The organism is Pseudacidovorax sp. RU35E (genome assembly GCF_900156165.1).
Classification (GTDB): Bacteria; Pseudomonadota; Gammaproteobacteria; order Burkholderiales; family Burkholderiaceae_C; genus Xenophilus.
Map to the genome: position 1 here is coordinate 88,061 of NZ_FTMY01000003.1, position 24,784 is coordinate 112,844.

Annotated in this window: 26 protein-coding genes; 17 read left to right on the forward strand and 9 right to left on the reverse strand. The window is 69.4% G+C overall.

Annotated features, from left to right (window positions below):
* Nucleotides 1-25 precede the first annotated feature (25 nt).
* Together BXA03_RS05990 and fahA are read left to right on the forward strand one after the other, a co-directional pair.
* A complete protein-coding gene (locus BXA03_RS05990) occupies nt 26-832 on the forward strand; it encodes a cyclase family protein (RefSeq protein WP_076505050.1) in 807 nt (268 codons plus the stop codon).
* 12 nt (nt 833-844) lie between these two features.
* Nucleotides 845-2,167, forward strand: coding sequence for a fumarylacetoacetase (gene fahA / locus BXA03_RS05995; RefSeq protein ID WP_076505052.1), 1,323 nt, complete (start codon nt 845-847; stop codon nt 2,165-2,167).
* 73 nt (nt 2,168-2,240) lie between these two features.
* On the opposite strand, the gene BXA03_RS06000 is transcribed toward fahA, so the two are convergent.
* The 5 genes from BXA03_RS06000 to boxC form a co-directional block, all read right to left on the reverse strand.
* Nucleotides 2,241-2,675 (reverse strand): MaoC family dehydratase, encoded by a 435-nt coding sequence (locus tag BXA03_RS06000; RefSeq protein ID WP_076505054.1) that lies wholly within the window; start codon nt 2,673-2,675, stop codon nt 2,241-2,243.
* Between the two features lie 78 nt (nt 2,676-2,753).
* Nucleotides 2,754-3,086 (reverse strand): cupin domain-containing protein, encoded by a 333-nt coding sequence (locus BXA03_RS06005; RefSeq protein WP_234983615.1) that lies wholly within the window; start codon nt 3,084-3,086, stop codon nt 2,754-2,756.
* Nucleotides 3,087-3,210: 124 nt separating this feature from the next.
* A complete protein-coding gene (gene boxA / locus BXA03_RS06010; RefSeq protein ID WP_076505057.1) occupies nt 3,211-4,491 on the reverse strand; it encodes a benzoyl-CoA 2,3-epoxidase subunit BoxA in 1,281 nt (426 codons plus the stop codon).
* Between the two features lie 104 nt (nt 4,492-4,595).
* Entirely contained in the window at nt 4,596-6,023 is a 1,428-nt protein-coding gene (gene boxB, locus BXA03_RS06015) for a benzoyl-CoA 2,3-epoxidase subunit BoxB (RefSeq protein ID WP_076505058.1), read from the reverse strand.
* A gap of 141 nt (nt 6,024-6,164) precedes the next feature.
* Complete coding sequence (boxC, locus tag BXA03_RS06020) at nt 6,165-7,853, reverse strand: 2,3-epoxybenzoyl-CoA dihydrolase (protein WP_076505061.1); 1,689 nt, start codon at nt 7,851-7,853, stop codon at nt 6,165-6,167.
* 296 nt (nt 7,854-8,149) lie between these two features.
* Here boxC and BXA03_RS06025 point away from each other — a divergent pair, with 296 nt between their 5' ends.
* Together BXA03_RS06025 and BXA03_RS06030 are read left to right on the forward strand one after the other, a co-directional pair.
* Entirely contained in the window at nt 8,150-8,413 is a 264-nt protein-coding gene (locus tag BXA03_RS06025; RefSeq protein WP_076505063.1) for an AbrB/MazE/SpoVT family DNA-binding domain-containing protein, read from the forward strand.
* Nucleotides 8,407-8,727, forward strand: coding sequence for a type II toxin-antitoxin system PemK/MazF family toxin (locus tag BXA03_RS06030; RefSeq protein ID WP_076505065.1), 321 nt, complete (start codon nt 8,407-8,409; stop codon nt 8,725-8,727). Before BXA03_RS06025 ends, BXA03_RS06030 begins: the two co-directional genes overlap by 7 nt.
* 26 nt (nt 8,728-8,753) lie before the next feature.
* Here the strand turns inward: BXA03_RS06030 and BXA03_RS06035 are convergent, their stop codons facing one another.
* Entirely contained in the window at nt 8,754-9,716 is a 963-nt protein-coding gene (locus BXA03_RS06035; protein WP_076505068.1) for a helix-turn-helix transcriptional regulator, read from the reverse strand.
* A 241-nt stretch (nt 9,717-9,957) separates the two neighbouring features.
* Here BXA03_RS06035 and BXA03_RS06040 point away from each other — a divergent pair, with 241 nt between their 5' ends.
* The 9 genes from BXA03_RS06040 (at nt 9,958) to BXA03_RS06080 (ending at nt 19,215) form a co-directional block, all read left to right on the forward strand.
* Entirely contained in the window at nt 9,958-10,431 is a 474-nt protein-coding gene (locus tag BXA03_RS06040) for a DUF4863 family protein (RefSeq protein WP_076505073.1), read from the forward strand.
* 3 nt (nt 10,432-10,434) lie between these two features.
* Nucleotides 10,435-11,988, forward strand: a complete 1,554-nt coding sequence (locus BXA03_RS06045; RefSeq protein WP_076505076.1) for a 3,4-dehydroadipyl-CoA semialdehyde dehydrogenase — start codon at nt 10,435-10,437, stop codon at nt 11,986-11,988.
* Nucleotides 11,989-12,038: 50 nt separating this feature from the next.
* Nucleotides 12,039-13,592 (forward strand): benzoate-CoA ligase family protein, encoded by a 1,554-nt coding sequence (locus tag BXA03_RS06050; RefSeq protein WP_076505079.1) that lies wholly within the window; start codon nt 12,039-12,041, stop codon nt 13,590-13,592.
* Nucleotides 13,593-13,633: 41 nt separating this feature from the next.
* On the forward strand, nt 13,634-14,410 hold the full coding sequence (locus tag BXA03_RS06055; protein ID WP_076505743.1) for an alpha/beta fold hydrolase: 777 nt from the start codon (nt 13,634-13,636) through the stop codon (nt 14,408-14,410).
* Between the two features lie 65 nt (nt 14,411-14,475).
* Nucleotides 14,476-15,645, forward strand: coding sequence for an ABC transporter substrate-binding protein (locus BXA03_RS06060; RefSeq protein ID WP_076505082.1), 1,170 nt, complete (start codon nt 14,476-14,478; stop codon nt 15,643-15,645).
* A 193-nt stretch (nt 15,646-15,838) separates the two neighbouring features.
* A complete protein-coding gene (locus tag BXA03_RS06065; protein ID WP_076505087.1) occupies nt 15,839-16,711 on the forward strand; it encodes a branched-chain amino acid ABC transporter permease in 873 nt (290 codons plus the stop codon).
* Complete coding sequence (locus BXA03_RS06070) at nt 16,708-17,739, forward strand: branched-chain amino acid ABC transporter permease (RefSeq protein ID WP_083715912.1); 1,032 nt, start codon at nt 16,708-16,710, stop codon at nt 17,737-17,739. Before BXA03_RS06065 ends, BXA03_RS06070 begins: the two co-directional genes overlap by 4 nt.
* Complete coding sequence (locus BXA03_RS06075; protein WP_076505090.1) at nt 17,736-18,500, forward strand: ABC transporter ATP-binding protein; 765 nt, start codon at nt 17,736-17,738, stop codon at nt 18,498-18,500. Before BXA03_RS06070 ends, BXA03_RS06075 begins: the two co-directional genes overlap by 4 nt.
* Nucleotides 18,501-18,513: 13 nt before the next feature.
* Nucleotides 18,514-19,215: an ABC transporter ATP-binding protein gene (locus BXA03_RS06080; RefSeq protein ID WP_017757727.1), complete on the forward strand. Its 702-nt coding sequence runs from the start codon at nt 18,514-18,516 to the stop codon at nt 19,213-19,215.
* A 10-nt stretch (nt 19,216-19,225) separates the two neighbouring features.
* Here the strand turns inward: BXA03_RS06080 and BXA03_RS06085 are convergent, their stop codons facing one another.
* Both BXA03_RS06085 and BXA03_RS06090 read right to left on the reverse strand, forming a co-directional pair.
* Nucleotides 19,226-20,170 (reverse strand): NAD(P)/FAD-dependent oxidoreductase, encoded by a 945-nt coding sequence (locus BXA03_RS06085; protein ID WP_076505095.1) that lies wholly within the window; start codon nt 20,168-20,170, stop codon nt 19,226-19,228.
* Complete coding sequence (locus tag BXA03_RS06090) at nt 20,167-20,634, reverse strand: Rrf2 family transcriptional regulator (protein ID WP_076505097.1); 468 nt, start codon at nt 20,632-20,634, stop codon at nt 20,167-20,169. The genes BXA03_RS06085 and BXA03_RS06090 overlap by 4 nt, the downstream gene beginning before the upstream one ends.
* Nucleotides 20,635-20,799: 165 nt before the next feature.
* On the opposite strand from BXA03_RS06090, the gene BXA03_RS06095 reads away from it, so the two are divergent.
* Nucleotides 20,800-21,516, forward strand: a complete 717-nt coding sequence (locus tag BXA03_RS06095; RefSeq protein ID WP_076505099.1) for a glutathione S-transferase N-terminal domain-containing protein — start codon at nt 20,800-20,802, stop codon at nt 21,514-21,516.
* 7 nt (nt 21,517-21,523) lie between these two features.
* On the opposite strand, the gene BXA03_RS06100 is transcribed toward BXA03_RS06095, so the two are convergent.
* Entirely contained in the window at nt 21,524-21,856 is a 333-nt protein-coding gene (locus BXA03_RS06100) for a hypothetical protein (protein ID WP_076505101.1), read from the reverse strand.
* Nucleotides 21,857-22,102: 246 nt separating this feature from the next.
* On the opposite strand from BXA03_RS06100, the gene BXA03_RS06105 reads away from it, so the two are divergent.
* The 3 genes from BXA03_RS06105 to minC all read left to right on the forward strand — a co-directional run bounded on the left by BXA03_RS06105 (nt 22,103) and on the right by minC (nt 24,733).
* Nucleotides 22,103-22,525, forward strand: coding sequence for a PaaI family thioesterase (locus BXA03_RS06105; RefSeq protein ID WP_076505104.1), 423 nt, complete (start codon nt 22,103-22,105; stop codon nt 22,523-22,525).
* Nucleotides 22,526-22,583: 58 nt separating this feature from the next.
* Complete coding sequence (locus BXA03_RS06110; protein ID WP_076505106.1) at nt 22,584-23,876, forward strand: solute carrier family 23 protein; 1,293 nt, start codon at nt 22,584-22,586, stop codon at nt 23,874-23,876.
* Between the two features lie 110 nt (nt 23,877-23,986).
* Nucleotides 23,987-24,733: a septum site-determining protein MinC gene (minC, locus tag BXA03_RS06115; protein ID WP_076505108.1), complete on the forward strand. Its 747-nt coding sequence runs from the start codon at nt 23,987-23,989 to the stop codon at nt 24,731-24,733.
* The last annotated feature ends 51 nt before the right edge of the window (nt 24,734-24,784 follow it).

Consider the following 24,784-nt stretch of genomic DNA (forward strand, 5'->3'; position numbering starts at 1 on the left):
CGGAACCACACCAAGGAGACCCGCCATGCCCCGCCAATTCGTCGACCTGTCCATCTACCTCGAGAACGATGTGGTGAGCGACCCGCCGCCCTTCGCGCCCAAGATCCAGTACTTCACGCACGAGAACACCGTGGAGCAGATCGTGCCCTTCTTTCCCGGCCTGCAGAAGGCCGACCTGCCCGACGGCGAGGGCTGGGCGGTGGAGCAGGTGCAGCTGTCCACCCACAACGGCACGCACCTGGATGCGCCCTACCACTTCCACTCCACCATGGACAAGGCGCTGGGCGAGAAGAAGCCCGCCATCACCATCGATGCCGTGCCGCTGGAGTGGTGCTTCCAGCCCGGCGTGAAGCTGGACTTCCGCCACTTCGCCGACGGCTACGTGGTCACGGGCGCCGACGTCGAGGCCGAGCTGGCCCGCATCGGCCACACGCTCAAGCCGCTGGAGATCGTGGTGGTCAACACCCGCGCCGGCGAACGCTACGGCCAGAACGACTATGTCTCCAGCGGCTGCGGCATGGGCTACGAGGCCACCATGTACCTGCTGGAGCGCGGCGTGCGCCTGACCGGCACCGACGGCTGGAGCTGGGACGCGCCCTTCGTCCACACCGCGCAGAAGTACGGCGAGACGAAGGACGCCGGACTGATCTGGGAAGGCCACAAGGCGGGCCGCGACATCGGCTACTGCCACATCGAGAAGCTGCACAACCTGGAAGCGTTGCCGCCGGATGGCTTCTTCATCAGCTGCTTCCCGCACAAGATCCGCGGCGCGTCGGCCGGCTGGACGCGCGCCGTCGCCATCTTCGACGACGCCTTGATGGCCTCGGCCTGAGGAACCGGATCGATGACGCTCGACCGCACCCATGACGCCCATGCGCGCAGCTGGCTGACCAGCGCCAACGCTGCGGGCTGCGACTTCCCGATCCAGAACATGCCCTTCGGCGTCTTCCGCCCTGCCGGCACCCACAAGGCCCTGCGGGGTGGCGTGGCCATCGGCGATCAGGTGATCGACCTGCAGGCCGCCTCGGCCAGCGGCGCCTTCACGGGACTGGCGGGACTCACCTTGCAGGCGGCCTCCCAGCCCACGCTCAATGCGCTGATGGCAATGGGACCCGAGGCCTGGCATGCGCTGCGCCTCGCGCTCTTCGATGCCCTGCGCGAGGGTGCCACCGGCCCCGCCCCCGACGCGCTGCGCGACGCCCTCCTGCCCCAGGCCCAGGCCGAGATGGGCCTGCCCAGCCGCATCGGCGACTACACCGACTTCTACACCTCGGTGCACCACGCGCTGAACGTGGGCCGGGTACTCAAGCCCGACGATCCGCTCACGCCCAACTTCCGCTGGCTGCCCATCGCGTACCACGGTCGCGCTTCCAGCGTGATGCCCAGCGGCACGGCCTTCCACCGGCCCATGGGCCAGGCCATGGCGCCCGGCGCCAGCGCGCCGCAGTACGGCCCCTGCCGCCGGCTGGACTACGAGCTGGAGATGGGCTTCTACGTGGGCCCGGGCAATGCACAGGGCCGGCCCATCGGCATCGGCGAGGCCGAATCGCACATCTTCGGCATGTGCCTGCTCAACGACTGGTCGGCCCGCGACCATCAGTTCTGGGAGATGGCACCGCTGGGCCCCTTCCTGGGCAAGAACTTCTGCACCAGCGTCTCGCCCTGGATCGTGACCATGGAGGCGCTGGCGCCGTACCGCGTGCCCTTCACCCGCGCAGCGGACGAGCCGCAACCGCTCGCCTACCTGGACAGCCCAACCAACCGCGAGGCCGGCGGCGTGGACGTGCAGCTGGAAGTGCGGCTGCAGAGCCCGCGCCACCGCGCCGCCGGCCATGCCGGCGACCGCCTGTCGGCCACGAGCTTTCGGCACCAGTACTGGACGCTGGCGCAGATGGTGGCGCAGCACACGGTGGGCGGCTGCAACCTGCAGCCGGGCGACCTGCTGGGCACCGGCACCATCTCCGGCCCCACGCCGGGCGAGGCGGGCGCCATCGTCGAGCTGTCGCGCGGCGGCACCCAGCCCATCGACCTTCCCGCCACCGGCGAGACGCGGACCTTCCTGGAGGACGGCGACACGGTGATCCTGCGCGGCTGGTGCGAGCGCGACGGGCACGCCCGCATCGGCTTCGGCGAGTGCCGGGGCGAGGTGCTGCCGGCAGTGGGCTGACGCGGGCGGCGCATCGAGGTCAGCGGCGCCAGCCGTCCACGGAGCCGGCATGCCCGGCCGGGCTGCTCGTTGTTCAGGGCAGCCTGAAGAGGCTCGTGACCGTCGCGTCCAGCACCTGCGCCTCGTGCTGGTTGAACAGCTGCCAGCGCCAGCGCAGGATGCCCAGGTGTGCCTTGGTGTCGGAGCGGCGCGCCTCGATCACCTCGGCCCGCAGACGCAGCTGGTCGCCGGGACGCACAGGCTGGGACCATCGGATCTGATCGATACCGGGCGAGGCGAAGGATTCGGAGTCGTGCAGCGCCGCCTGCACCACCAGCCGCATGGCGATGGCGCAGGTGTGCCAGCCGCTGGCGATCAACCCACCGAACACGCCTTGCGCTGCCGCGTCGGGATCGGTATGGAACCACTGCGGATCCCACTGGCGGGCAAAGCCGAGCACCTCGTCTTCGGTCACGGCATGCGGGCCGGCCTCGATGACCTGACCTGCGTGGAAGTCGGCGAACTTCATCGCCAGGGTCCCTTCGTCATCGCAGGTGCGACGGCCGCGTGCGACGCGGCCCGGCCTGCGAGGCGCAGGGCTGGCCCCTCAGTCCGCTGCATGCCGGCGCGCGACCCAATAGACCGCCCCTTCACCGCCATACAACTCCTCATGCGGCTGGTCGTGCGTGAGCGTGAAGCGGTCCCCACGGTGCAGCACGCGCGTCTCGTCCCCGATGGTGAGGGTGAGCTCGCCGTCCACCATCAACGCTTCGACCGCGAAGGGATGGCCGTGCGTGTGGACGTGCGTGCCCGGCGTCCAGACCCGCTCCATCACCTCGTCGAAGCCGCGGCCGACGGCATCGGCCTCGTAGTCGGAGAAGCTGGGCATCGCGTCGAGGGCGATGGGCGAGGGGAACGCGGTCGTGGGCTGCGGGGTCATCGGGGCTCCGGGTGTGTGTGAGGGCCGGCAGGCGGCGTGCCCCGAGTGTCTCGCCCCCTCGGGGCCCTGGCGAGCCAAGGCCCTCTATGTGGGCCATAGCGAGACAGGGATGCTCGCGACCGCCTCAGTACGTCTCCAGGTGCAGCCGCCCTTCCTGCTTGAGCCGCCCGGCGATCTGTTCCCAATCCAGGCCGGCCTCGTGAGCCACGTCGCGCAGGGCCAGCACCACGCCCTCTTCCATGCTCTTGAGACCGCAGACGTAGAAGTGGGCGGCCTCGTCGCGCAGCAGCAGTGCCAGGTCGGCGGCGCGGTCGCGCATCAGGTCCTGCACGTACTTCTTCGGCTGGCCGGGCGTGCGGGAGAAGGCCAGGTTGATGTCGATGAAGTCCTTGGGCAGGCTGGTCAGCGGGCCGAAGTACGGCAGCTCCTGCTGCGTGCGGGCTCCAAAGAAGAGCATCAGCTTGCCCCCCTCGAACTTGCCGCTCTTGCGCAGCCGGCGCCGCCACTCGGTCATGGCCCGCATGGGCGCGCTGCCGGTGCCGGTGCAGATCATCACGATGTGCGACTTGGGGTGGTTCGGCATCAGGAAGCTGCTGCCAAAGGGGCCGACTACCTGCACGGTGTCGCCCACCTTGAGGTCGCACAGGTAGTTGGAGCAGAGGCCCCGCACGGCCTGGCCCTGGTGGTCCTGCGTGACGCGCTTCACCGTGAGCGACAGGTTGTTGTAGCCCGGCCGCTCGCCATTGCGGGCGCTGGCCACCGAGTACTGGCGCGGCTGGTGCGCACGGCCCAGCGCATCGGTGCCCGGCGGCACGATGCCGATGGACTGGCCCTCCAGCACCGGGAAAGGCATGGCGCCGAAGTCCAGCACGATGTGGTGCGTCTCGCTGTCGAACCCGGCCTCGGTGCAGTTGAAGTTGCCCGTCACCGTGGCGGCGATGGGACTCTTGGGCGCATGCAGGTTGGTGTACGGATGCGCGGCCGACCAGGGCGGACGGGTGGCGCCGTAGCTGGCGGAATGGAAAGGTGCGGTGCCGGGCTCGGCCACGGCGTCCGCGTTCGCCGGTGCAGCCGCGGGCGCGGCCTCGGCGGCATCAGCGGGCACGCCTTCGGCCGCCAGCTGCTCGGGCGTGAGTTCCGCCGGCAGCTCATCCCACAGCAGCTGTTCCTCGATCGGATAGGCCTTGGCCGCCGGCATCGTGCGCCAGTTGTCGATGGAGCCCGTCGGGCAGGGCGAGATGCAGGCCATGCAGCCGTTGCACACATCGGCCTTGACCACGTAGTTGCGGTCGTCGTGCGTGATCGCCCCGATGGGGCAGGTGGCCTCGCAGGTGTTGCAGCGGATGCAGATCTCGGGGTCGATCAGGTGCTGCTTGATCACGGCCACGTCCACAGCCATGTCCATCGTGTGTCTCCTTGCCGGCCTTGGCAGCCGATGTGGGGTGGCCCAGCAATCCAGGCCCCGGCGTCGGCCGTCCCTCTTCGGGACGGCCTTGGCGCATTGTGGGTTCAGGCGAAGCGGACGTACTCGAAATCCACCGGCTGGCGGTTGATGCCCATGACCGGCGGCGCGATCCAGTTGGCGAACTTGCCGGGCTCGACCACGCGGCCCATGAGCGAGGCGACGAAGGCGCGGTCCTCGTCGGTGGGCAGCCAGTCCTTCTTCTTCGATTCCCACTCGGACTCGCTCACCACGCGGCCGTCCGGTGACATGCGGATGCCCGCCAGGGCGCCGATGGCGCGGTTGAAGGCCTTGTGCGGCACCGTGAGGCGGAAAGGAACGCCGGCCTTCTCGATCACCTTGTTCCAGCGATTCACGCCGGCCACCGAGTCCTTGATGAAGTCGTCGCGCAGCACCTCGTTGAGGGCGTTGAGCATCGGCACTTCCTTCTCCAGCAACTGGCCGTCCTTGACCTCCAGGACCTTGTAGGTCTGGCTCTTGAGGACATGGTCGTCGGTGCGCTTGCCCTCTTCATAGCGGCCCTTGAGACCCGAGCTGTAGAAGATGGCCGCGTTGCTGGACTGGTCGGCGCCGAACAGGTCGATGGTCACCGAGTAGTGGAAGTTCAGGTAGCGCTGGATGGTCTCCAGGTCGATGGCGCCCGCGGCGCGGATCTTGGCCGCGTCGTCGGTCTTGAGTTCGTTCATCACCTGGCAGGTGCGCTGGATCACGCGGCTCACGCCCGACTCGCCCACGAACATGTGGTGCGCCTCCTCGGTCAGCATGAACTTGGTGGTGCGCGCCAGCGGGTCGAAGGCGGACTCGGCCAGGGCCGACAGCTGGAACTTGCCGTCGCGGTCGGTGAAGTAGGTGAACATGAAGAAGCTCAGCCAGTCCGGCGTCTTCTCGTTGAACGCGCCCAGGATGCGGGGATTGTTCTCGTCGCCGCTCTGACGCTCCAGCAGCGCCTCGGCCTCTTCGCGACCGTCGCGGCCGAAGTGCTTGTGCAGCAGGTAGACCATGGCCCACAGATGGCGGCCTTCCTCCACGTTGATCTGGAAGAGGTTGCGCAGGTCGTACATCGACGGGGCGGTGAGGCCCAGGTGGCGCTGCTGCTCGACCGACGCGGGCTCGGTGTCGCCCTGGGTGACGATGATGCGGCGCAGGTTGGCGCGGTGTTCGCCGGGCACGTCCTGCCAGGCCTTCTCGCCCATGTGGTCGCCGAAGTGGATCTTGCGCTCGGCGTCGCCCGGGTTCAGGAAGATGCCCCAGCGGTAGTCGCGCATCTTCACGTGGCCGAACTGAGCCCAGCCCTGGGGATCGACGCTCACCGCCGTGCGCAGGTAGACGTCGAAGTTGGTGGAGCCCTCGGGGCCCACGTCGTCCCACCAGTTGATGAAGTTGGGCTGCCAGCCCTCGAGCGCGCGCTGCAGCGTGCGGTCCTCGGCCAGGTTGACGTTGTTGGGGATCTTCTCGCTGTAGTTGATGCTGTTCATGTCTCGACCTCGTTGAGAGAAAGAAGGATGTGGGGAACGCCGTCTTCGCGGGGGATGCCGCGGAACCGGCTTTGCCGGGCCGCAGGCGTCGCCCCCTGCAAGGGGGTGGGCGGCGCGGACGCCGTCCGCGGAGCCTGGGGGTTAGACCCTTTTCATGTCGAAGCCGGCCTTTTGGCCGGTGCCGTAGACCTTCAATGCACCCGCCTCGCCGACGGCGTTCGGACGCTGGAAGATCCAGTTCTGCCAGGCCGACAGCCGTCCGAAGATGCGGGTCAGCATGTTCTCCTGGCTGGCGAAGCGCAGGTTGGCCTCCAGGCCGGTCAGGGCGTCGGGCGACATGGCGGCGCGCTCTTCCAGCGCGATGCGCAGTTCGTCCTCCCAGTCGATGTCGTCGGGCGCGGCGGTGACCAGGCCCAGCGTCATCGCCTCGTCGGCATCGATCGGGCGGCCGGCGGCGGCACGGGCAGCTTCCATGGGGCCGGCCTCTTCGTAGAAGCGGCGTTGCAGGCGGCTCTGGTCATTGACCAGCGGCAGCAGGCCGAAGTTGAGTTCGTCCAGCACCAGCTTGGGCGCCTTTTCGGGCGCGTCGGGCAGGGCCAGCATGTAGCTGCGGTCGGCGGCGAAGGCCAGTTCGGCGAACAGGCCGGCAAAGCAGGAACCCTCGTCCACCACGGCGAACAGGGTGCGCGAGGACACATCCAGCCGCGCAAAGGTGCGGCGCAGCGCGCCCAGCGTCTCGCGGGCCAGCCAGTGGTCCTGGTGGGCCAGCAGCTGGCGGTCGGCGGCCAGCACGGCCTCGGCATCACCGCGGGTCTTGAGCAGCCAGGTGCCGATCTCCGGCTCGTTGGTGCGCAGGTGCAGGATGGCGTCGTCCAGCTCGCGGGCCAGGGCCAGCGGCCACCAGCCGGCGCCGGCCGCCTCGATGGCCGCGATGTCGGCGGGCAGCGCGGACTGCGGGGCCATGAGCGTGAGCGTGGCGGTGCGCTTGGCGCGGTCCACCGACACCTCGACATGCGAGTAGCGCATGCCGTCGGCCGACTCTTCGCGTTCCAGGCGCGGCAGCGCGATGCCGCGGGCGCCGACGGGGCGGGGGCTGCCTTCGGCCAGCTTCATCGCGCGCTCCTGCACGGCGGCGCCGAACTGGGCGGGCTTGGCCACGGCATCGACCAGGCGCCATTCCACGGCCCGCTGGCCGCGCACGCCTTCGACGCTGGTGCAGAAGATGTCGGCCAGGTCGTGGCGCACATGGCGCTTGTCGGTCACGCGGGTCAGGCCGCCGGTGCCGGGCAGCACGCCCAGCAGCGGCACCTCGGGCAGGCTGACGGCGGAAGAGCGGTCGTCCACCAGCATGATCTCGTCGCAGGCCAGGGCCAGCTCGTAGCCGCCGCCGGCGCAGGCGCCGTTGACGGCGGCCAGGAACTTGAGGCCGGAATGCTTGGACGAGTCCTCGATGCCGTTGCGCGTCTCGTTGGTGAACTTGCAGAAGTTCACCTTCCAGGCATGGCTGGAAAGGCCCAGCATGAAGATGTTGGCGCCCGAGCAGAAGATGCGATCGCGGGCGCTGGTAACGATGACGGTGCGCACTTCGGGGTGCTCGAAGCGAACGCGGTTGAGTGCGTCGTGCAGTTCGATGTCCACGCCCAGGTCGTAGCTGTTGAGCTTGAGCTTGTAGCCGGGTCGCAGGCCGCCGTCCTCGGCGATGTCCAGCGTCAGCCGGGCGATGGCGCCGTCGGTGCTGAGCTTCCAGTGCTTGTACTGGCCGGGTTCCGTGCGGTAGTCCACCGGCGCCTGGGCCGCGGTGGTGCTGCTTGCTGCTGCGCTCTCGCTCATGGGGTGTCTCCTGGGTGGGTCAACCGGAAGCAGTTTGCATGTTGCTTCGTCGATGACATGCATCATCATGCATGTTGACGTGGGCGTCAAGCCGCAGCGGGGATGGCGGGCGGCTTTCGGGGCTGGGGAAATCCCGGGGATGCAGGCGTCGCGGCGTGGATCGGGCGCCTCTGTCGCCTGCGCGCCGTTCCGCCCTTCAACACGCTCAGGGCGAACGGAATGGGCTCGACGCGTGAACGGAAGGGCGAAAGGGTTCTGGACAGGCCGGCGTTGGGCGTAATAACATTGTTATCACCATGTCCGCCATTCCCGTCACCATCCGCGCCATCGGCAACAGCAAGGGCCTCGTGCTTCCCAAGACTGTGCTGGCTCAGGCCGGTCTGGAGGACGTCACGGATGCCGAATTGCTTGTCGAGAACGGCGTCATCCTGCTGCGCAAAGCCGCGCCCCGCGTCCGGGAAGGCTGGGCGGACGCCGCAGCCCGCCTAAGCGCCCAGGGCGGCGATGCGCTGGTCATGGGCGACTTCGGCAACGAAGGCGACGAGGACCTGGCCTGGTGAAGCGCGGAGAAATCTGGCTGGTCAACCTCGACCCCACAGTGGGCAGCGAGATCCAGAAGTCCCGGCCGTGCGTCATCGTCTCGCCGGCCGAATTGAACGATCACCTGCGCACCGTGATCGTGGCGCCGATGACGTCCAAGGGCTTTGCCGCGCCCTTCCGCATCCCCGTGACGCACGCGGGCACCGAAGGCCTGATCCTGCTGGACCAGCTTCGCACGGTGGACAAGGTCCGCCTGGTCCGCAAGATGGGCGCGCTGTCCGCGAAGACCCTCGCCAAGACGCTGGCAACGCTGCAGGAAGTGTTCGCCGCCTGAACTGAGGGCCAAACGCTGCGCCGTGCTCAGGCGCCGGCCGGCTCCGCCATCACCTTCTGCACCGCGGCCCGCAGCGCCTCGAAGGCCTGCGGCAGCGTGGTGCCGCCGGTGTCGACCGTGAGGTCGGCCTTGGAATAGAAGGCGGCGCGGCCGTCGAGGATGCGCTTGAGGTCGTCCATGGCCTCGCGGCTGGCGGCCATGGGGCGCATGTCGCCTTGCGCGATGACGCGGCCCATGTGCTCCTCGGGCCGCGCCTGCAGCCACACGGTGGTGCAGTGGGCCAGCAGCTCGTTGAAAGTGGCCGGGTCCGACACGATGCCGCCCGGCGTGGCGATGACGACCTCGCCATAGATCTGCACCGTCTCTTCCAATGCGCGGCGCTCGTAGCGACGATAGGCGTTGGTGCCGTACAGGTCGTGGATCTCGCGCACGCTGCAGCCGGCGAACTTCTCGATCTCGCGGCTGAGCTCGATGAAGGGCAGGCCCAGGTCCTCGGCCAGCATCTGGCCCAGCGTGGACTTGCCGGCACCGCGCAGCCCCACCAGCGCGAAGCGGCGCTTGCGGGCGGGGTCGATGCCTGCCGTGCCCAGCAGCTCGCCCAGCGCGATGCGGGCCCGCCGCAGGTCGGCCTCGCTGCGGTTCTCGAGCAGTTCGCGGATCAGCAGCCATTCGGGCGAGCTGGTGGTCGCGTCGCCCAGCAGTTCGGCCATGGAGCACTGCAGCGCACCGGCCACCTGCTGCAGCACCAGGATCGACACGTTGCCCATGCCGTATTCCAGGTTGGCCAGGTGGCGCTCCGACACCTCGGCCGCCTGCGCCACCGCCTTGCGCGTGAGGCCGCGGCGCGCGCGCAGGCTGCGGGCGCGCTCGCCCACGGCGGCCAGCAGGGGGTGGCGGTTCTCGCCGCCCGTGGCGGTGTTGGCGGCCTCCGGCGGATGCGCGCCAGCCTCCGCCGCGGGGGGCAGCAGCGCGCTCTCGGGTTCGCTCATTGCATGGTCCTTCACATCTCCATTGTCGCGAGGCGCCACCGGCCCTCGCGTCGACCGATTCATCGGCGGCCCTTCCGTCTTCACCCGACCTAGGGATAACACCCAACATGCACTATGTTGCTTGACATGCATCGAGGGCGCTTCTATGGTTCGTCCGCAAGCAAGATACTGCACATGAATGGCGTCGGCAAGCACTGGCGTCAACCCGAAGAGAGACAAGCACCCGACAGCGAGATCCACGATGTCCAAGGAAGCCTTCCATGCCCAGGTGGCCGCACTGACGGCCCAGATCGCCGGCCGGCCGCTCGATGCCGCGCTGGACGCCTGGCTCAATGCCGAGCACGGCGCCGGCAGCGCCACCTATGCCCAGCTCAAGGCCAGCTGCGAAGAGGGCGTGGCCGAGGGTTGGCTCTGCGAGCGCGAGGGCGGCGGCATCCGCTACGGCCGCGTGTTCAAGGCCGACGACGCCCTGCACCGCTTTTCCGTCGATGTGGTCGACATGCAGGACATTGCCGGTCCGCACCATGTCCACCCCCACGGCGAGATCGACCTGATCATGCCGCTGGCCGACAGCCGCGCCGCCTTCGACGGCCGGCCCGCCGGCTGGTGCGTCTACCCGCCGGGCAGCGCCCACCGGCCCACCGTGAGCGACGGCCGCGCACTGGTGCTCTACCTGCTGCCCGAGGGCCGCATCGAATTCACCAAGACTGCCTGAGCGATGACCACCGAACTCCTCCAGAACCACGTCGCCGGCCGCTGGCAGGCGGGCACCGGCGCCGGCACGCCGCTCTTCGACCCGGTGCTGGGCACCGCACTCGTGCGCGTCGATGCCACCGGCCTGGACCTGCCCGCCGCCTTCGCCTTCGCGCGCCAGACCGGCGGCGCGGCGCTGCGGGCTTTGAGCTATCGCGAGCGCGCCGGCCTGCTGGCCGCCGTCGTCAAGGTATTGCAGGCCAACCGCGATGCCTACTACGAGATCGCCACCGCCAATTCGGGCACGGTGAAGAACGACTCGGCGGTGGACATCGACGGCGGCATCTTCACGCTCGGCCAGTACGCCAAGTGGGGCGAGTCGCTCGGCGACGCCCATGCCCTGAAGGACGGCGAGCCGGTGCGGCTGGGCCGCGAGCCGGTCTTCCAGTCACAGCATGTGCAGGTGCCGGTGCAGGGCGTGGCCCTGTTCATCAATGCCTTCAACTTTCCCGCCTGGGGCCTGTGGGAGAAGGCGGCGCCGGCCCTGCTCTCGGGCGTGCCGGTGATCGTCAAGCCCGCCACGGCCACCGCCTGGCTCACGCAGCGCATGGTGCGCGACGTGATCGAGGCCGGCGTGCTGCCACCGGGGGCGCTGTCCGTGGTCTGCGGCAGCTCGGCCGGGCTGATGGATGCGCTGACGCCCTTCGACCTCGTCTCCTTCACCGGCTCGGCCGACACCGCGGCTCTGATCCGCGGCCATGCGGCCGTGGCCCGCCATTCGGTGCGCGCCAACATCGAGGCCGACAGCCTGAACAGCGCCCTGCTGCTGCCCGGCGACGCGCCCGGCGACGCGGTGTTCGATCTGCTGGTCAAGGAGGTGGTGCGCGAGATGACGGTCAAGTCCGGCCAGAAATGCACCGCCATCCGCCGCGTGCTGGTGCCCGAGGCGCTGTATGCGCCGGTGGCCGAAGCCGTCTCCGCCAAACTGGCCAAGGTCAGCGTGGGCAATCCGCGCAACGAGTCGGTCCGCATGGGTTCGCTGGTCAGCCGCGAGCAGTTGGCCTCGGTGCAACAGGGCCTGCAGCAGCTGGAGGCCGCGGCCGAGGTGCTGCACGACGGCCGCCGCGCCGCGCTGGTGGATTGCGATCCGGCCGTTGCCGCCTGCATCGGCCCCGTGCTGCTGGGCGCCCGCGATGCCGATGGTGCGGACGTGGTGCACGACGTGGAAGTGTTCGGCCCCGTCGCCACGCTGCTGCCCTACCGCGACCTGCCGCATGCGCTGGCCCTGGCCGACCGCGGGCTGGGCTCGCTGGTGGCCTCGGTGTACGGCAGCGACCCGGCCGAGATCGGCCGCGCCGCCCTCGCCCTGGCCGCCAGCCACGGCCGAGTGCATGCGGTGACGCCCGAGGTGGCGCAGGCCCATACCGGCCACGGCAACGTGATGCCCATGTCGCTGCACGGCGGCCCGGGCCGCGCCGGTGGCGGCGCCGAGCTGGGCGGACTGCGGGCGCTGGACTTCTACCACCGGCGTGCGGCGGTGCAGGCCAGCCCTGCGGTGCTGGACGCGCTGGTGCCGTGACAGGCGCCTGACAAACAGAAGAGCCCCCAGGGAGTGACTAGGAGACAACGATGAGCCTGCCCGCCCGCTTCAACTTCGCCGAACACCTGTTCGCCCTCAACCGCGGCCGCGCCGCCAAGGCCGCCTACATCGACGACCGCGGCGTTCTGAGCTACGGCGAGCTGGAGGACCGCGCCCGCCGCCTGGCGGCGGCCCTCACCGCCGCAGGTGTGCGGCGCGAGGAACGCGTGCTGCTGTTGATGCACGACACCCAGGACTGGCCCGTGTGCTTCCTGGGCAGCCTGTACGCCGGCGTGGTGCCGGTGGCCGTCAACACCCTGCTCACGGCCGACGACTATGCCTACATGCTCGAACACAGCCGCGCCCAGGCCGCGCTGGTGGGCGGCGCGCTGCTGCCGGTGCTGCAGAGCGCGATGGAGAAAGGCACGCACGAGCTGCAGTCGGTGATCGTGGCCCAGCCCACCGCCGCCTTGCCGCGCGGCATGCAGGCACTGGAAGACGCCATCGCCGCCGCCGAGCCACGGCCCGCCCCCGCGCCCACCACGCCCGACGACCCGGGCTTCTGGCTCTATTCCTCCGGCTCCACCGGCAAGCCCAAGGGCACGGTCCACACCCACGGCAACCTGTGGTGGACGGCCGAGCTCTACGGCAAGGCGGTGTTGCAGCTGACCGAGCAGGACGTGTGCTTCTCGGCCGCCAAGCTCTACTTCGCCTACGGCCTGGGCAACGCGCTGACCTTCCCGCTGTCGGTGGGTGCCAGCGTGGTGCTGATGGCCGAACGGCCCACGCCCGAGGCCACCTTCAAGCGCTGGACGCAGGCCGAGCACAAGCCCACGGTCTTCTTCGGCGCGCCGACGGGCTATGCGGGCATGCTGGCCTCGCCCGCTTTGCCTGCCCGCGACCAGGTGGCGCTGCGCATGGGCTCCTCCGCCGGCGAGGCGCTGCCGGCGGACATCGCCCAGCGCTTCAAGGCGCACTTCGGCTGCGACATCATCGACGGCATCGGCTCCACCGAGATGCTGCACGTCTTCCTCTCCAACCGGCCGGGCGACGTGCGCTACGGCAGCACCGGCCGCCCGGTCGAAGGCTACGAGGTGGAGCTGCGCGGCGAGGACGGCCGGCCCGTGGCCGACGGCGAGGTCGGCGACCTGTACATCCGCGGGCCCAGCAGCGCGCTGATGTACTGGGGCAACCGCGAGAAGACGCGCGACACCTTCCTGGGCGGCTGGACCAAGTCCGGCGACAAGTACGTGCGCGATGCCGAGGGCTACTACACCTATGCCGGCCGCAGCGACGACATGCTCAAGGTCAGCGGCATCTATGTCTCGCCCTTCGAGGTCGAGGCCACGCTGGTGCAGCATCCCGCCGTGCTGGAGGCCGCCGTCATCGGCGTGGCCGATGCGGAAGGCCTGACCAAGACCAAGGCCTACGTGGTGCTCAAGCCCGGCCAGCCCGCCACCGATGCCGAACTCAAGGCCTTCGTGAAGGACCGGCTCGCGCCCTACAAGTACCCCCGGCTGATCGAGTTCATCGACGAGCTGCCCAAGACAGCCACGGGCAAGATCCAGCGCTTCCGGCTGCGCGAGCGGGAGCAGCAGGCGTGAGCGGCAGCGCCTTCGCCGAGATCGACTGGCGCGGCCGCGCGATGCGTATCGAGCACCGCTTCATCACCCCGCCCGGCGCCGAGACCGCGCCCCTGGTCGTCTTCCTGCACGAAGGCCTGGGCTCGGTGGCGATGTGGAAGGACTTTCCGGACCGCCTGTGCCAGGCGCTCGGCGTGCGCGGCCTGGTCTATTCGCGCCCCGGCTATGGCCGCTCGACGCCACGGCCCGCCGACGCGCCGCTGGACGTGGACTTCATGCACCGCCAGGCCCACGAGGTGCTGCCCGCCCTCCTCGCAGCCCTGGGCATCGACATGCCCGTGTGGCTCTTCGGTCACAGCGACGGCGGCTCCATCGCCCTGCTCTTCGCCGCCCGCCATCCGCAGGCGGTTGCCGGCCTGGTGCTGCTGGCGCCGCATCTCTTCGTGGAAGACGTGACGGTGCACAACATCGAACTCGCCCGCCAGGCCTACGACCATGCCGACCTGCGCGCCCGCCTGGCCCGCTACCACGACGATGTGGACTCGGCCTTCCGCGGCTGGAACGACATCTGGCTCGCGCCTGCCTTCCGCGCCTGGAACATCGAGGACGGGCTCGAAGGCATCCGCTGCCCGGTGCTCGCCATCCAGGGCCTGGACGACGAATACGGCACGCTGGCGCAGATCGAGGGCATCGCGGCACGCGTGCCGGGCACCCAGCTGCTGCCGATTCCCGGCTGCGGCCACTCGCCCCATAGGGATCAACCCGAGCAGGTGATCGAGGCCACAGGCCGCATGCTCGCGCCTTCCTTGCGCGGGGCCCCCGCCGCCGCGCCCAGGTAAACACCGAAACCGCCCGCATTACTTTAGTTGTAAAGTAATTTCACGACAATCCAGGAGACAGACGCATGCCCATCCGCTTCCCCCGCAACACCCTCGCCGCCTTCGCCCTGGCCGGCCTGGCCGCCGCCGCGTCGGCCCAAGGCACCGGCAAGCTCAAGGTCGGCCTGATGCTGCCCTTCAGCGGCACCTACAGCGCGCTGGGCGTGGCCATCGAGAACGGCTTCAAGCTCTATGTGGACGAGCAGGGCGGCAAGCTCGGCGGCCGCGAGATCGAGTTCTTCAAGGTGGACGACGAGTCCGACCCCGCCAAGGCCACCGACAACGTCAACAAGCTGATCAAGCGCGACAACGTCGACGTGATCATCGGCACCGTGCACTCGGGCGTGGCCATGGCCATGGCCAAGGCCGCCAAGGAAAGCGGCACCATCCTGATCGTGCCCAACGCCGGTGCCGATGCGGTCACGGGCCCCATGTGCGCGCCCAACATCTTCCGCAGCAGCTTCAGCAACTGGCAGCCTGCCTACGCCATGGGCGTGGTCGCGGCAAAGGAAGGCAAGAAGACCGCCATCACCCTGACCTGGAAGTACGCGGCCGGTGACGAATCCACTGCCGGCTTCAAGGAAGGCTTCGAGAAGGGCGGCGGCAAGGTGGTCAAGCAGCTGACGCTGCCCTTCCCCAACGTGGAGTTCCAGGCCCTGCTGACCGAGATCGCCGCGGCCAAGCCTGACGCGGTGTATTCCTTCATGGCCGGCGGCGGCGCCGTCAAGCTGGTGAAGGACTATGCGGCCGCCGGCCTGAACAAGAGCATTCCGCTGTACGGCCCCGGCTTCCTGACCGACGGCACGCTGGACGCCCAGGGCGATGCCGCCGCCGGCATGCTGACCACGCTGCACTATGCCGACGGCCTGAACACGCCCAAGGACAACGCCTTCCGCACCGCCTACGCCAAGACCTTCAAGCTGCAGCCCGACGTGTACGCCGTGCAGGGTTATGACGCCGCGCAGATGCTGGGCGTGGGCCTGGCCGCCACCAAGGGCGACGCCAGCAAGAAGGCCGAGTTCGCCGCCGCCGTGGAGAAGGCGAAGATCGACAGCCCGCGCGGCGCCTTCACCGTGGGCAAGTCCCACAACCCGGTGCAGGACATCTATCTGCGCAAGGTGGAGGGCAAGGAGAACAAGCTGGTGAACGTGGCGATCAAGGGTCTGGCCGACCCGGGCCGCGGCTGCAGGATGTAAGGGGATCGCCCCCAGCCTGCGCGGACTGCGTCCGCTTCTGCAACCCCCTCGCGGGGGCACCGCCCGCGGCCCGGCGAAGCCGGTTCCGCGGCGGTTGCTGGCTTGGCCTGCTCCGCGGCCTTCTGATTGATCTGCGCCCTGCCTTCTCTGTAGCCAGCGCTTTCTCCACTTTTCTTTGCCCGCGAGGCCGACCTTGGATCTCTCGACCTTCCTCGTCCAATGCCTGAACTCGGTGCAGTACGGGCTGCTGCTGTTCCTGCTCGCCTCGGGGCTGACGCTGATCTTCGGGATCATGGGCGTCATCAACCTGGCGCACGGCAGCTTCTACATGATCGGCGCCTACATGGCCTTCTCGCTGGCGCCGGTGTTCGGCGACAGCTTCCTGCTGATGCTGGTGGCCGGCGTGGTGCTGGCGGCGGCGCTGGGCTATGCGCTCGAATGGGCCTTCTTCAGCTACCTCTACCAGCGCGACCACCTGCAGCAGGTGCTGATGACCTACGGCCTGATTCTGGTGTTCGAGGAACTGCGCTCCATCCTGGTCGGCAACGACGTGCACGGCGTGCCGCTGCCGGGCTGGCTCGCGGGCAGCTTCGCGCTGGGCGATGTGATGAGCTACCCCTGGTACCGCGTTTTCGCGTCCGTGGCCTGCATCGTGCTGGCGGTGGCCATGTATGCGGTGGTCAACCGCACCCGGCTGGGCATGATGATCCGCGCCGGCGCCAGCAACCGCGACATGGTGCGCGGCCTGGGCATCGACATCCGCAAGCTCTATCGCATCGTCTTCGCGGCTGGCGTGGCGCTGGCGGCGCTGGCCGGCATGATCGCGGCGCCCATGTCCTCGGTCTATCCCAACATGGGTGCCAGCGTGCTGATCATCTGCTTCGTGGTGGTGGTGATCGGCGGCATCGGCTCCATCACGGGGGCGCTCGTGGCCTCGCTGCTGGTGGGCTTCGTCGATACCTTCGGCAAGGTCTTCTTCGCCGAGCTGAGCGGCATCGGCATCTACCTGCTGATGGCCGTCATCCTCATCTGGCGCCCCGAAGGGCTGATGGGCAAGCGCGCATGAACACGACCACCTCTTCCGCGATGACCCCGCCCGTGCCCTCCCCCATCCCGACCCACACCGGCGGCCTGCCCCGCGGCGCCTGGCTGCCGCTGGGCGTGGCGGTGCTGCTGGCCGTCGCCGGGCCGCTGCTGGGCGGCTACGCGGCCGACCTGGTGGTCAAGGTGATGATCCTCGCCATCTTCGCGCTCAGCCTCGAACTGCTGGTGGGCATGACCGGGCTGGTGAGCCTGGGCCATGCGGCCTTCTACGGCATCGGCGCGTACATCACCGTGCTGGCCTCGGGCAAGGACGGCGGCAACCTGCTGGTGCTGCTGGTGCTCGCCATGGGCGGCGCCGCGCTCTATGCGCTGGTGGTGGGCGCCCTGAGCCTGCGCACCAAGGGCGTGTACTTCATCATGGTCACGCTGGCCTTCGCGCAGATGGCCTTCTTCGTCTTCCACGACACGCCGGTGGGCGGCGGCAGCGACGGCATCTACCTCTACATCCGCCCCGCCATCGGCGCGCTGGACATGGAGAACCGCCTGGTGCTGTTCTACGTGGTGCTGGCGGCGCTGGCGGGCACCTACGGCCTGCTGGCCCTGATCCGCCGCTCGCGCTTCGGCGCCGCGCTGGCGGGCATCCGGGTGAGCGAGCAGCGCATGCGGGCGGTGGGCTTTCCGACCTATGCCTACAAGCTGGCGGCCTTCGTCATCGCGGGCGCGCTGGCCGGGCTGGCGGGCTTTCTGGTGGCGGCACGCGACGGCGTGGTCAACCCCGAGCTGATGGCCTGGCACAACTCCGGCGAGGTGCTGCTGATGATCATCCTGGGCGGTCTGGGCCACCTGCGCGGCGCGGTGCTCGGCGCCGTGGCCTTCACGCTGCTCAAGGAAGTGCTGTCCACCCACGGCCTGGTGGGCCCGCTGGCCGACCACTGGCAGCTGAGCCTGGGGCTTGTGATCATCGTCTTCGTGGCGCTGCTGCCCAAGGGCCTGATCGGTCTGCGCGAGCGGCTGTCGCCGATGGGCGCCAGCAAGGGAGGCGCACGATGAACGCCGTCGCATCGACCGCGGCCCTGCTCGGTGTGCAGGGCCTGACGCGCCGCTTCGGCGGACTGGTGGCCGTGAGCGAGGTGTCGCTCGACCTGCACGTCGGCGAGGTGCATGCGGTGATCGGCACCAACGGCGCCGGCAAGTCGACGCTGATCAACATGCTCTCGGGCGAGATCGAGGCCTCGGCCGGGCGCATCGCACTCGACGGCCGCGACATCACCGCCCTGCCCCAGCCGCGCCGCGCGCTGGGCGGCGTGGGCCGCAGCTACCAGCGCACCACCATCTTCGGCGAGTTCACCGTGCTGGAGAACTGCCGCCTGGCCGCGCAGGCCGCGACGCCGCGCGCCTGGGCTTTCTGGGAATCGTCGGCCCGCTGCCAGGCCAGCAATGCCGCCGCGCACGAGGCGCTGGAGGCCGCGGGCCTGGCTGCCGAGGCGCACCGCATCGCCGGCACGCTGAGCCACGGCGCCAAGCGCCAGCTCGAAGTCGCCATGTGCCTGGCCACGCGTCCGCGCGTGCTGCTGCTGGACGAGCCGCTGGCCGGCATGGGCGCCGAAGAGACCGACCGGATGCTCGCGCTGCTGCAGCGGCTCAAGACGCGCCACGCCATCCTGCTGGTGGAGCACGACATGGACGCCGTCTTCCGCGTGGCCGACCGCATCACGGTGATGGTCAACGGCGCCGTCATCGCCACCGGCACGCCCGAGGCCATCCGCACCAATCCCGATGTGCGCGCCGCCTATCTCGGCGACGAGCATTGAAGTGAAGCCCGCCATGCTCTCCATCCGCGACCTCAACACCTACTACGGCGACAGCCACATCCTGCGCGGCGTCGATGCGCAAGTGCCCGCCGCCTGCGCCGTGGGCCTGCTGGGCCGCAACGGCATGGGCAAGACCACGCTGATCCGCAGCCTGATGGGCTATGTGCGTCCCGCCTCCGGCCAGGTGCTGGCCGATGGCCGCGACGTGACCGGCTGGGCGCCCGAGAAGATGGCGCGGCTGGGCATCGGCTACGTGCCCGAAGGCCGCGGCATCTTCCCCAACCTGTCGGTGCGCGAGAACCTGGTGATGGCCGCGCGTCCCGGCATCGACGGCAGCCGCGCCTGGACCTTCGAGCGGGTGATGGCCACCTTCCCCCGGCTGTCGGAGCGGCTGTCGCACGGCGGCCAGCAGCTGTCGGGCGGCGAGCAGCAGATGCTCTCCATCGGCCGGGCGCTCATGACCAACCCGCGCCTCATGATCCTGGACGAGGCCACCGAGGGCCTGGCGCCGCTGATCGTGGCCGAGATCTGGCGCGTGATCGCCGAGATCCGCGCCAGCGGCATCGCCACGCTGATCGTGGACCGCGACTGGCACAAGGTGCTGCACCACACCGACCAGGCCGTGGTGATGGAGAAGGGCCGCATCGTGCTGGCCGGCGCCTCGGCCGAGCTGCTGGCCCAGCCCGACGCGCTGGCACAGCGGCTGGGCGTGTAGACGACGCGCTTCAGGCGCGGGCGTCCAGCATCGACGCGCGATGCGCCGCCATGGCGGCCATCGCACCATCGGCCACTGCCAGCGTCACGTTTCCGGCGGCCCGGGCTGCATCACCGCAGGCGAAGACGTTCGCCACGCTGGTCTGCTGCACCGCATCGACCTGGATGTGCGGGCCCATGGGTCCGTCGGCCATGGCGCAGCCCAGCTGCGCTGCCACCGGGCTTGCGAGCTGCGTGCGAGGCTGCGTGAACAGGCCCTTCATGGCAATGCGGCGGCCGTCACGCAGCACGACGTCGGCCTCTCCCTCGATGCGATCGATGGGGACCGCTTCGATGCGAGTGCCGCGTTGCGCGAGTTGGGCGCGCTCCTCGTCGGTGGGCGCGTAGGCGTCGTTGAGGAAGAGCGTGGTGTCGCCCCAGTCCGGGAGCATCCAGCCCTGGTGCTGAGCCGTTGGCGCCGCGCCGATCACGCCCACCGGCCCGCCATCCATCTCATAGCCGTGGCAGTAAGGGCAGTGGAAGACGCTGCGTCCCCAGCGCTCGGACAAGCCCGGCACCGGCGGCAGCGTGTCGCGCACGCCGGTGGCCAGCACCAGCCGCCGCGCGACGATGGATCGACCCTCGACCCGGAAGCCAAGGCGTCCATCGGGCTGCACCTGTGCGTCCTCGGCAGTGCCGGCCAGCCACTGCACGCCGGGGTAGCGCATCAGCTGCGCCCGGGCGTCGGCCGCGATCTGTCCAGGCGGCCGATGGTCCTGACCCAGGAACCCATGGGCGGTGCCGCCAGCCTCGTCGACGCAGCGGTTGCGGCGCTGCCCGGCGTCCACCACCAGTACACGCCGGCGCGCGCGGACCAGCTGCAAGGCCGCCGACATGCCGGCGTAGCTGCCGCCGATGACGGCGAAGTCGATGTCGAGGGGAGCGCGATCGGACACAGAAGCCGTTGCAATGGTCATGGCGTGTGGTGTTCATGGAGCCGGTGGGGCGCGTGGCCCTGGGCAAGCCGGCGTTGATGGAAGGCCTCGGACAAGGTGGCGAGGGTCACGCCGTCCAGGCTGCGCAGCAGACGGGCCTCGGCGTCCTGCACGGCCGCGCCGAGGGAGTCGTTGACGACCTGGGCCACCAGGCAGGCGGGGTGCGTCTCACGGAAACCGAGGGATACCAGCGCGGGCGCGCCCAGCGCTTCGTGGACGTCACGCAGCGTGATGCGGGCCAGCGGGCAGCACAGCACCCAACCGCCGCCATGTCCCTTGGCCGACTCCACCATTCCTGACTGCCGCAGGCCCCCCATGAGCCGGCGCAGCACGACCGGGTGGCTGCCCATGGCGGCGGCAAGCGCCTCTGAGGTGGAAGGACCGTCGATCTCGGCCATGTGCAACAGGACGTGGAGCACGTCGGACAGCTGGCTGCTGGAAGTCATGCAACATCTTAAGTTGCATGAAATGACCTCGCCATGCGGCGGGTTGCGGGCACGCGTCCACATGTGCTCGCGTGGGGCAAACGGCGGTGTCGCTGCACACGATGCGCGCCTCTGGCATGCTGGCCCGCCTCAACCTGTCCGACGGCCTTGCAGCCGCTATTGGCGATGACCACTCCCGACCTCTCCGCCTTCCCCATCACCCGCAAGTGGCCGGCCGCGCACCCGGACCGGCTGCAGCTGTATTCGCTGCCCACGCCCAATGGCGTGAAGGCGTCGATCATGCTGGAGGAATGCGGCCTGCCCTACGAGGTGCACCGCGTGGACTTCGGCGCCAACGACCAGACCTCGCCCGAGTTCCTGTCACTCAACCCGAACAACAAGATCCCGGCGATCCTGGACCCGAACGGGCCGGACGGCCAGCCGCTGGCGCTCTTCGAGTCTGGCGCCATCCTGGTCTACCTTGCCGACAAGACCGGCCAGTTCATTCCCAAGGACGCGGCAGGCCGCTATCACGCGCTTCAGTGGCTGATGTTCCAGATGGGTGGCATCGGGCCCATGTTTGGCCAGCTCGGCTTCTTCCACAGGTTCGCCGGCAAGGACTACGACGACAAGCGCCCGCGCGACCGCTATGTCGCCGAATCCAAGCGCCTGCTCGCGGTGCTGGACAAGCATCTCACCGACAAGGACTGGGTGCTGGGCAGCGACTATTCGATCGCCGACATCGCGATCTTTCCGTGGGTGCGCAATCTGGTGGGCTTCTACGAGGCGCGCGAACTGGTCGGCTTCGGCGACTTCGCGCAGGTGCAGCGTGTGCTGGATGCCTTCGTGGCGCGCCCAGCCGTGGCGCGCGGGCTGAACATCCCGCCCGCGCCGGCCAAGTAACGCAGGCTCAGCGCCAGTGCAGCCGCCGCCGCACCACGGGCCGGCTGATGGCGGCGATGGCCAGGCCGGCGATGGCGGCCGAGGCGATCAGGGCGAAGGACTTGGACACGACCAGGCCCTTCACCGGGCGTCGTGCATGCTCCTCGCGCTTGCGCGGTGGCGGGCTCACCGTCACAGACACCGGATCGCTGGCAGGGAAGGACTGTTCGATGCCCTCGTCGAGGGCCGCCTCGTCGGGCTCCCGCTTCTCGGGAGCCGCCACCTTCTCTGCCGCCTGCGGGTTGTCCGCGGTGGGAAAGCGGAAGGCGTCGGCGGGGGTGTTCTTGTCGTCCTGGCTCATGGGGGCTCCTCGTTCCATGGGGTGTAGAGAACCCGCATTGCGGGCTGGCGGACAAGCCTAGCGCGTTGGCGTGCGCAGACTGTGGGACCGCGCCGCGAATCGGGTAGGAACAGCGTCGCGTCCGCCACCGGCATCGATCCAGGACCCCGCCCAGGCCGCCTGCTCACGGGCGACTGCACCGTCGCGGTGCGCTGGCTATAGTGCCCGGCTCGTTCATCCACCCGACCACGCCGACGGAGACATCGCATGCGCATCTGGCAGAAACCCATCTCGATCGAGGAACTCACCCGCAGCCATGTGGGCACCGTGGGCGGCCACATCGGCCTGGAGTTCGTGGAGATCGGCGACGACTACATCGTCGGCCGCGTGCCGGTGGACGCCCGCACCATCCAGCCCTACGGCATCCTGCATGGCGGCGTGTCGGTGGTGCTGGCCGAGACGCTGGGCTCCTGCGGCGCGCACTATTCGGTGCCCGAAGGCGAACGCACGGTCGGGCTGGACGTCAACGCCAACCACCTGCGCGCCGCGTCCAAGGGCTGGGTCACCGGCACCGCCCGGCCGGTGCACCGGGGCCGCAGCACCCACGTGTGGCAGATCGAATTGCGCAACGACGAGGGCGAACTGACCTGCGTCTCGCGCCTGACCATGGCGGTGCTGCAGCCGCGCTGAGCGGCCGTCGCCGCGCCCCGGCCAAACAACGAACAACAAACACTCCGAGGAGAAACCCATGAGCCTTTTCCAATGGCGCGAAGTCGCGATGACGGGCAACACCGTCGTCGCGCCCGATGAGCGCCTGTCCTGGCCGCAGACCGGCGCCATGGGCGTGCAGCACGTGATCGCCATGTTCGGCGCCACGGTGCTGGCGCCCATCCTGATGGGCTTCAACCCCAACGTCGCCATCCTGATGAGCGGCCTGGGCACGCTGATGTTCTACCTGCTCACGGGTGGGCGCGTGCCCAGCTACCTGGGCTCGAGCTTCGCCTTCATCGGCGTGGTGATCGCGGCCACCGGCTACGGCGGCCAGGGGCCCAATGCCAACCTGCCGGTGGCGCTGGGCGGCATCATCGTCTGCGGGCTGGTGTACTTCGGCATCGGCCTGCTGGTACAGGCCATCGGCACCGGCTGGATCGAGCGCTTCATGCCGCCGGTGGTCACCGGCGCGGTGGTGGCCGTGATCGGCCTCAACCTGGCGAGCGTGCCGATCAAGAACATGGCGGCCGGCAACTTCGACAGCTGGATGCAGGCCATGACCTTCCTGTGCGTCGGGCTGGTGGCGGTGTTCGCGCGCGGCATGCTGCAGCGCCTGCTGATCCTGGCCGGGCTATTGCTGGCCAGCGTGGTCTATGCCGTGCTGACCAACGGTCTGGGCCTGGGCAAGCCGCTGGACCTGTCGAGCGTGGCCGCCGCCGCGTGGCTGGGCATGCCGGCTTTCACCGAGCCGCGCTTCGAGGCCAGTGCCATGCTGCTGATCGCGCCTGTGGCCATCATCCTGGTGGCCGAGAACCTGGGCCACCTCAAGGCCGTCACGGCCATGACTGGCCGCAATCTCGACCCGCTGATCGGCCGCGCCTTCATGGGCGACGGCCTGGCCACCATGGTCAGCGGCGCGGCAGGCGGCACGGGCGTGACCACCTATGCCGAGAACATCGGCGTGATGGCCGCCACGCGCATCTACTCCACGGCCGTGTTCGTGGTGGCGGCCGTGATCGCGCTGGTGCTGGGCTTCAGCCCCAAGTTCGGCGCGCTGATCCAGGCCATTCCGCTGCCGGTGATGGGCGGTGTGTCGATCGTGGTGTTCGGCCTGATCGCCGTGGCCGGCGCCAAGATCTGGGTCGACAACCGGGTGGACTTCTCGGACAACCGCAACCTGATCGTGGCCGCCATCACGCTGATCCTGGGCACGGGCGACTTCACGCTCAAGTTCGGCCAGTTCGCGCTGGGCGGCATCGGCACCGCCACCTTCGGCGCGCTGCTGCTGTGGGCCCTGCTGGGCCGAAGTGCAAACGCCCGGTCACATTGAGGCCCCCGCGCGGTGCCGACCGACGGTGCCGCGCCGTTAGACTTCGAAGGTTTCGCCGTTCTGGTGAAACCTTTTTTCATTCACCGTCTTTTTCTCTCCACCGTCCCTCGATGGCCGATGCCTCCGCCGCACGCGCACGCGCGGTTTTCGAATTCAAGAGTGCCACGCTGCCCCTGGTGGCGGTGATCCTCAAGACCGCCGACCTGGCCGTGCTCACGGCCGCGCTCGACGCGCAACTGGCCGATTCGCCCGATTTCTTCGAGCAGGAACCGGTGGTGATCGACCTCTCCCAGCTGCCCGACGAAGAGGTCGCCGCCCCCATCGATTTCAAGAAGCTGCGCGCCATCCTCGCGCGGCATCAGACCCAGCCCGTGGCCGTGCGCGGCGCCGATGCCCGCCATGCCCAGGCCGCGCGCGCCGCAGGCCTGGCCATCGCCGCCCTGCCCGGCCCCGCCCCCGCCCGGCCGCCCGAGCCGCCCAGCCCCGCGCCGCAGATCGTGCGCGAGGTGCCGGTGCCGCAGGGCGGCACGCTGCTCATCGACCGGCCGCTGCGCTCGGGCCAGCAGGTCTACGCCCGCGGTGGCGACGTGATCGTCACCGGCCTGGTGAGCTTCGGCGCCGAGGTGATCGCCGACGGCAACGTGCACGTGTACGCACCGCTGCGCGGCAAGGCCATCGCCGGCGCACGTGGCGACACCGGCGCGCGCATCTTCACCACCTGCCTCGAGGCGCAGCTGGTGGCCGTGGCTGGCGTGTACCGCACCTCCGAAGTGGCACTGCCCGCGGATGTGGCAGGCAAGCCCGCACAGATCCGCCTGCAGGACGACAAGCTTCTGCTGGAAGCCATCACCGGCTGATGGCTCCCCGCAAAAAACCCCCCATTCCCAAGCGCAACAAGCGGCGCGAAA

Excerpts from the sequence above, each read along its gene's own strand:
- BXA03_RS05990 (WP_076505050.1), top strand. The coding sequence starts at position 26 with ATGCCCCGCCAATTCGTCGACCTGTCCATCTACCTCGAGAACGATGTG.
- BXA03_RS06050 (WP_076505079.1), top strand. The coding sequence starts at position 12,039 with ATGAGCCTGCCCGCCCGCTTCAACTTCGCCGAACACCTGTTCGCCCTC.
- BXA03_RS06040 (WP_076505073.1), top strand. The coding sequence starts at position 9,958 with ATGTCCAAGGAAGCCTTCCATGCCCAGGTGGCCGCACTGACGGCCCAG.
- fahA (WP_076505052.1), top strand. The coding sequence starts at position 845 with ATGACGCTCGACCGCACCCATGACGCCCATGCGCGCAGCTGGCTGACC.
- BXA03_RS06060 (WP_076505082.1), top strand. The coding sequence starts at position 14,476 with ATGCCCATCCGCTTCCCCCGCAACACCCTCGCCGCCTTCGCCCTGGCC.
- BXA03_RS06100 (WP_076505101.1), bottom strand. The coding sequence starts at position 21,856 with ATGAGCCAGGACGACAAGAACACCCCCGCCGACGCCTTCCGCTTTCCC.
- BXA03_RS06080 (WP_017757727.1), top strand. The coding sequence starts at position 18,514 with ATGCTCTCCATCCGCGACCTCAACACCTACTACGGCGACAGCCACATC.
- BXA03_RS06110 (WP_076505106.1), top strand. The coding sequence starts at position 22,584 with ATGAGCCTTTTCCAATGGCGCGAAGTCGCGATGACGGGCAACACCGTC.
- BXA03_RS06000 (WP_076505054.1), bottom strand. The coding sequence starts at position 2,675 with ATGAAGTTCGCCGACTTCCACGCAGGTCAGGTCATCGAGGCCGGCCCG.
- BXA03_RS06090 (WP_076505097.1), bottom strand. The coding sequence starts at position 20,634 with ATGACTTCCAGCAGCCAGCTGTCCGACGTGCTCCACGTCCTGTTGCAC.
- BXA03_RS06095 (WP_076505099.1), top strand. The coding sequence starts at position 20,800 with ATGACCACTCCCGACCTCTCCGCCTTCCCCATCACCCGCAAGTGGCCG.
- BXA03_RS06070 (WP_083715912.1), top strand. The coding sequence starts at position 16,708 with ATGAACACGACCACCTCTTCCGCGATGACCCCGCCCGTGCCCTCCCCC.
- boxC (WP_076505061.1), bottom strand. The coding sequence starts at position 7,853 with ATGAGCGAGAGCGCAGCAGCAAGCAGCACCACCGCGGCCCAGGCGCCG.
- BXA03_RS06055 (WP_076505743.1), top strand. The coding sequence starts at position 13,634 with ATGCGTATCGAGCACCGCTTCATCACCCCGCCCGGCGCCGAGACCGCG.
- BXA03_RS06025 (WP_076505063.1), top strand. The coding sequence starts at position 8,150 with ATGTCCGCCATTCCCGTCACCATCCGCGCCATCGGCAACAGCAAGGGC.
- BXA03_RS06005 (WP_234983615.1), bottom strand. The coding sequence starts at position 3,086 with ATGACCCCGCAGCCCACGACCGCGTTCCCCTCGCCCATCGCCCTCGAC.
- BXA03_RS06075 (WP_076505090.1), top strand. The coding sequence starts at position 17,736 with ATGAACGCCGTCGCATCGACCGCGGCCCTGCTCGGTGTGCAGGGCCTG.
- BXA03_RS06035 (WP_076505068.1), bottom strand. The coding sequence starts at position 9,716 with ATGAGCGAACCCGAGAGCGCGCTGCTGCCCCCCGCGGCGGAGGCTGGC.
- BXA03_RS06105 (WP_076505104.1), top strand. The coding sequence starts at position 22,103 with ATGCGCATCTGGCAGAAACCCATCTCGATCGAGGAACTCACCCGCAGC.
- boxA (WP_076505057.1), bottom strand. The coding sequence starts at position 4,491 with ATGGACATGGCTGTGGACGTGGCCGTGATCAAGCAGCACCTGATCGAC.
- minC (WP_076505108.1), top strand. The coding sequence starts at position 23,987 with ATGGCCGATGCCTCCGCCGCACGCGCACGCGCGGTTTTCGAATTCAAG.
- boxB (WP_076505058.1), bottom strand. The coding sequence starts at position 6,023 with ATGAACAGCATCAACTACAGCGAGAAGATCCCCAACAACGTCAACCTG.
- BXA03_RS06085 (WP_076505095.1), bottom strand. The coding sequence starts at position 20,170 with ATGACCATTGCAACGGCTTCTGTGTCCGATCGCGCTCCCCTCGACATC.
- BXA03_RS06045 (WP_076505076.1), top strand. The coding sequence starts at position 10,435 with ATGACCACCGAACTCCTCCAGAACCACGTCGCCGGCCGCTGGCAGGCG.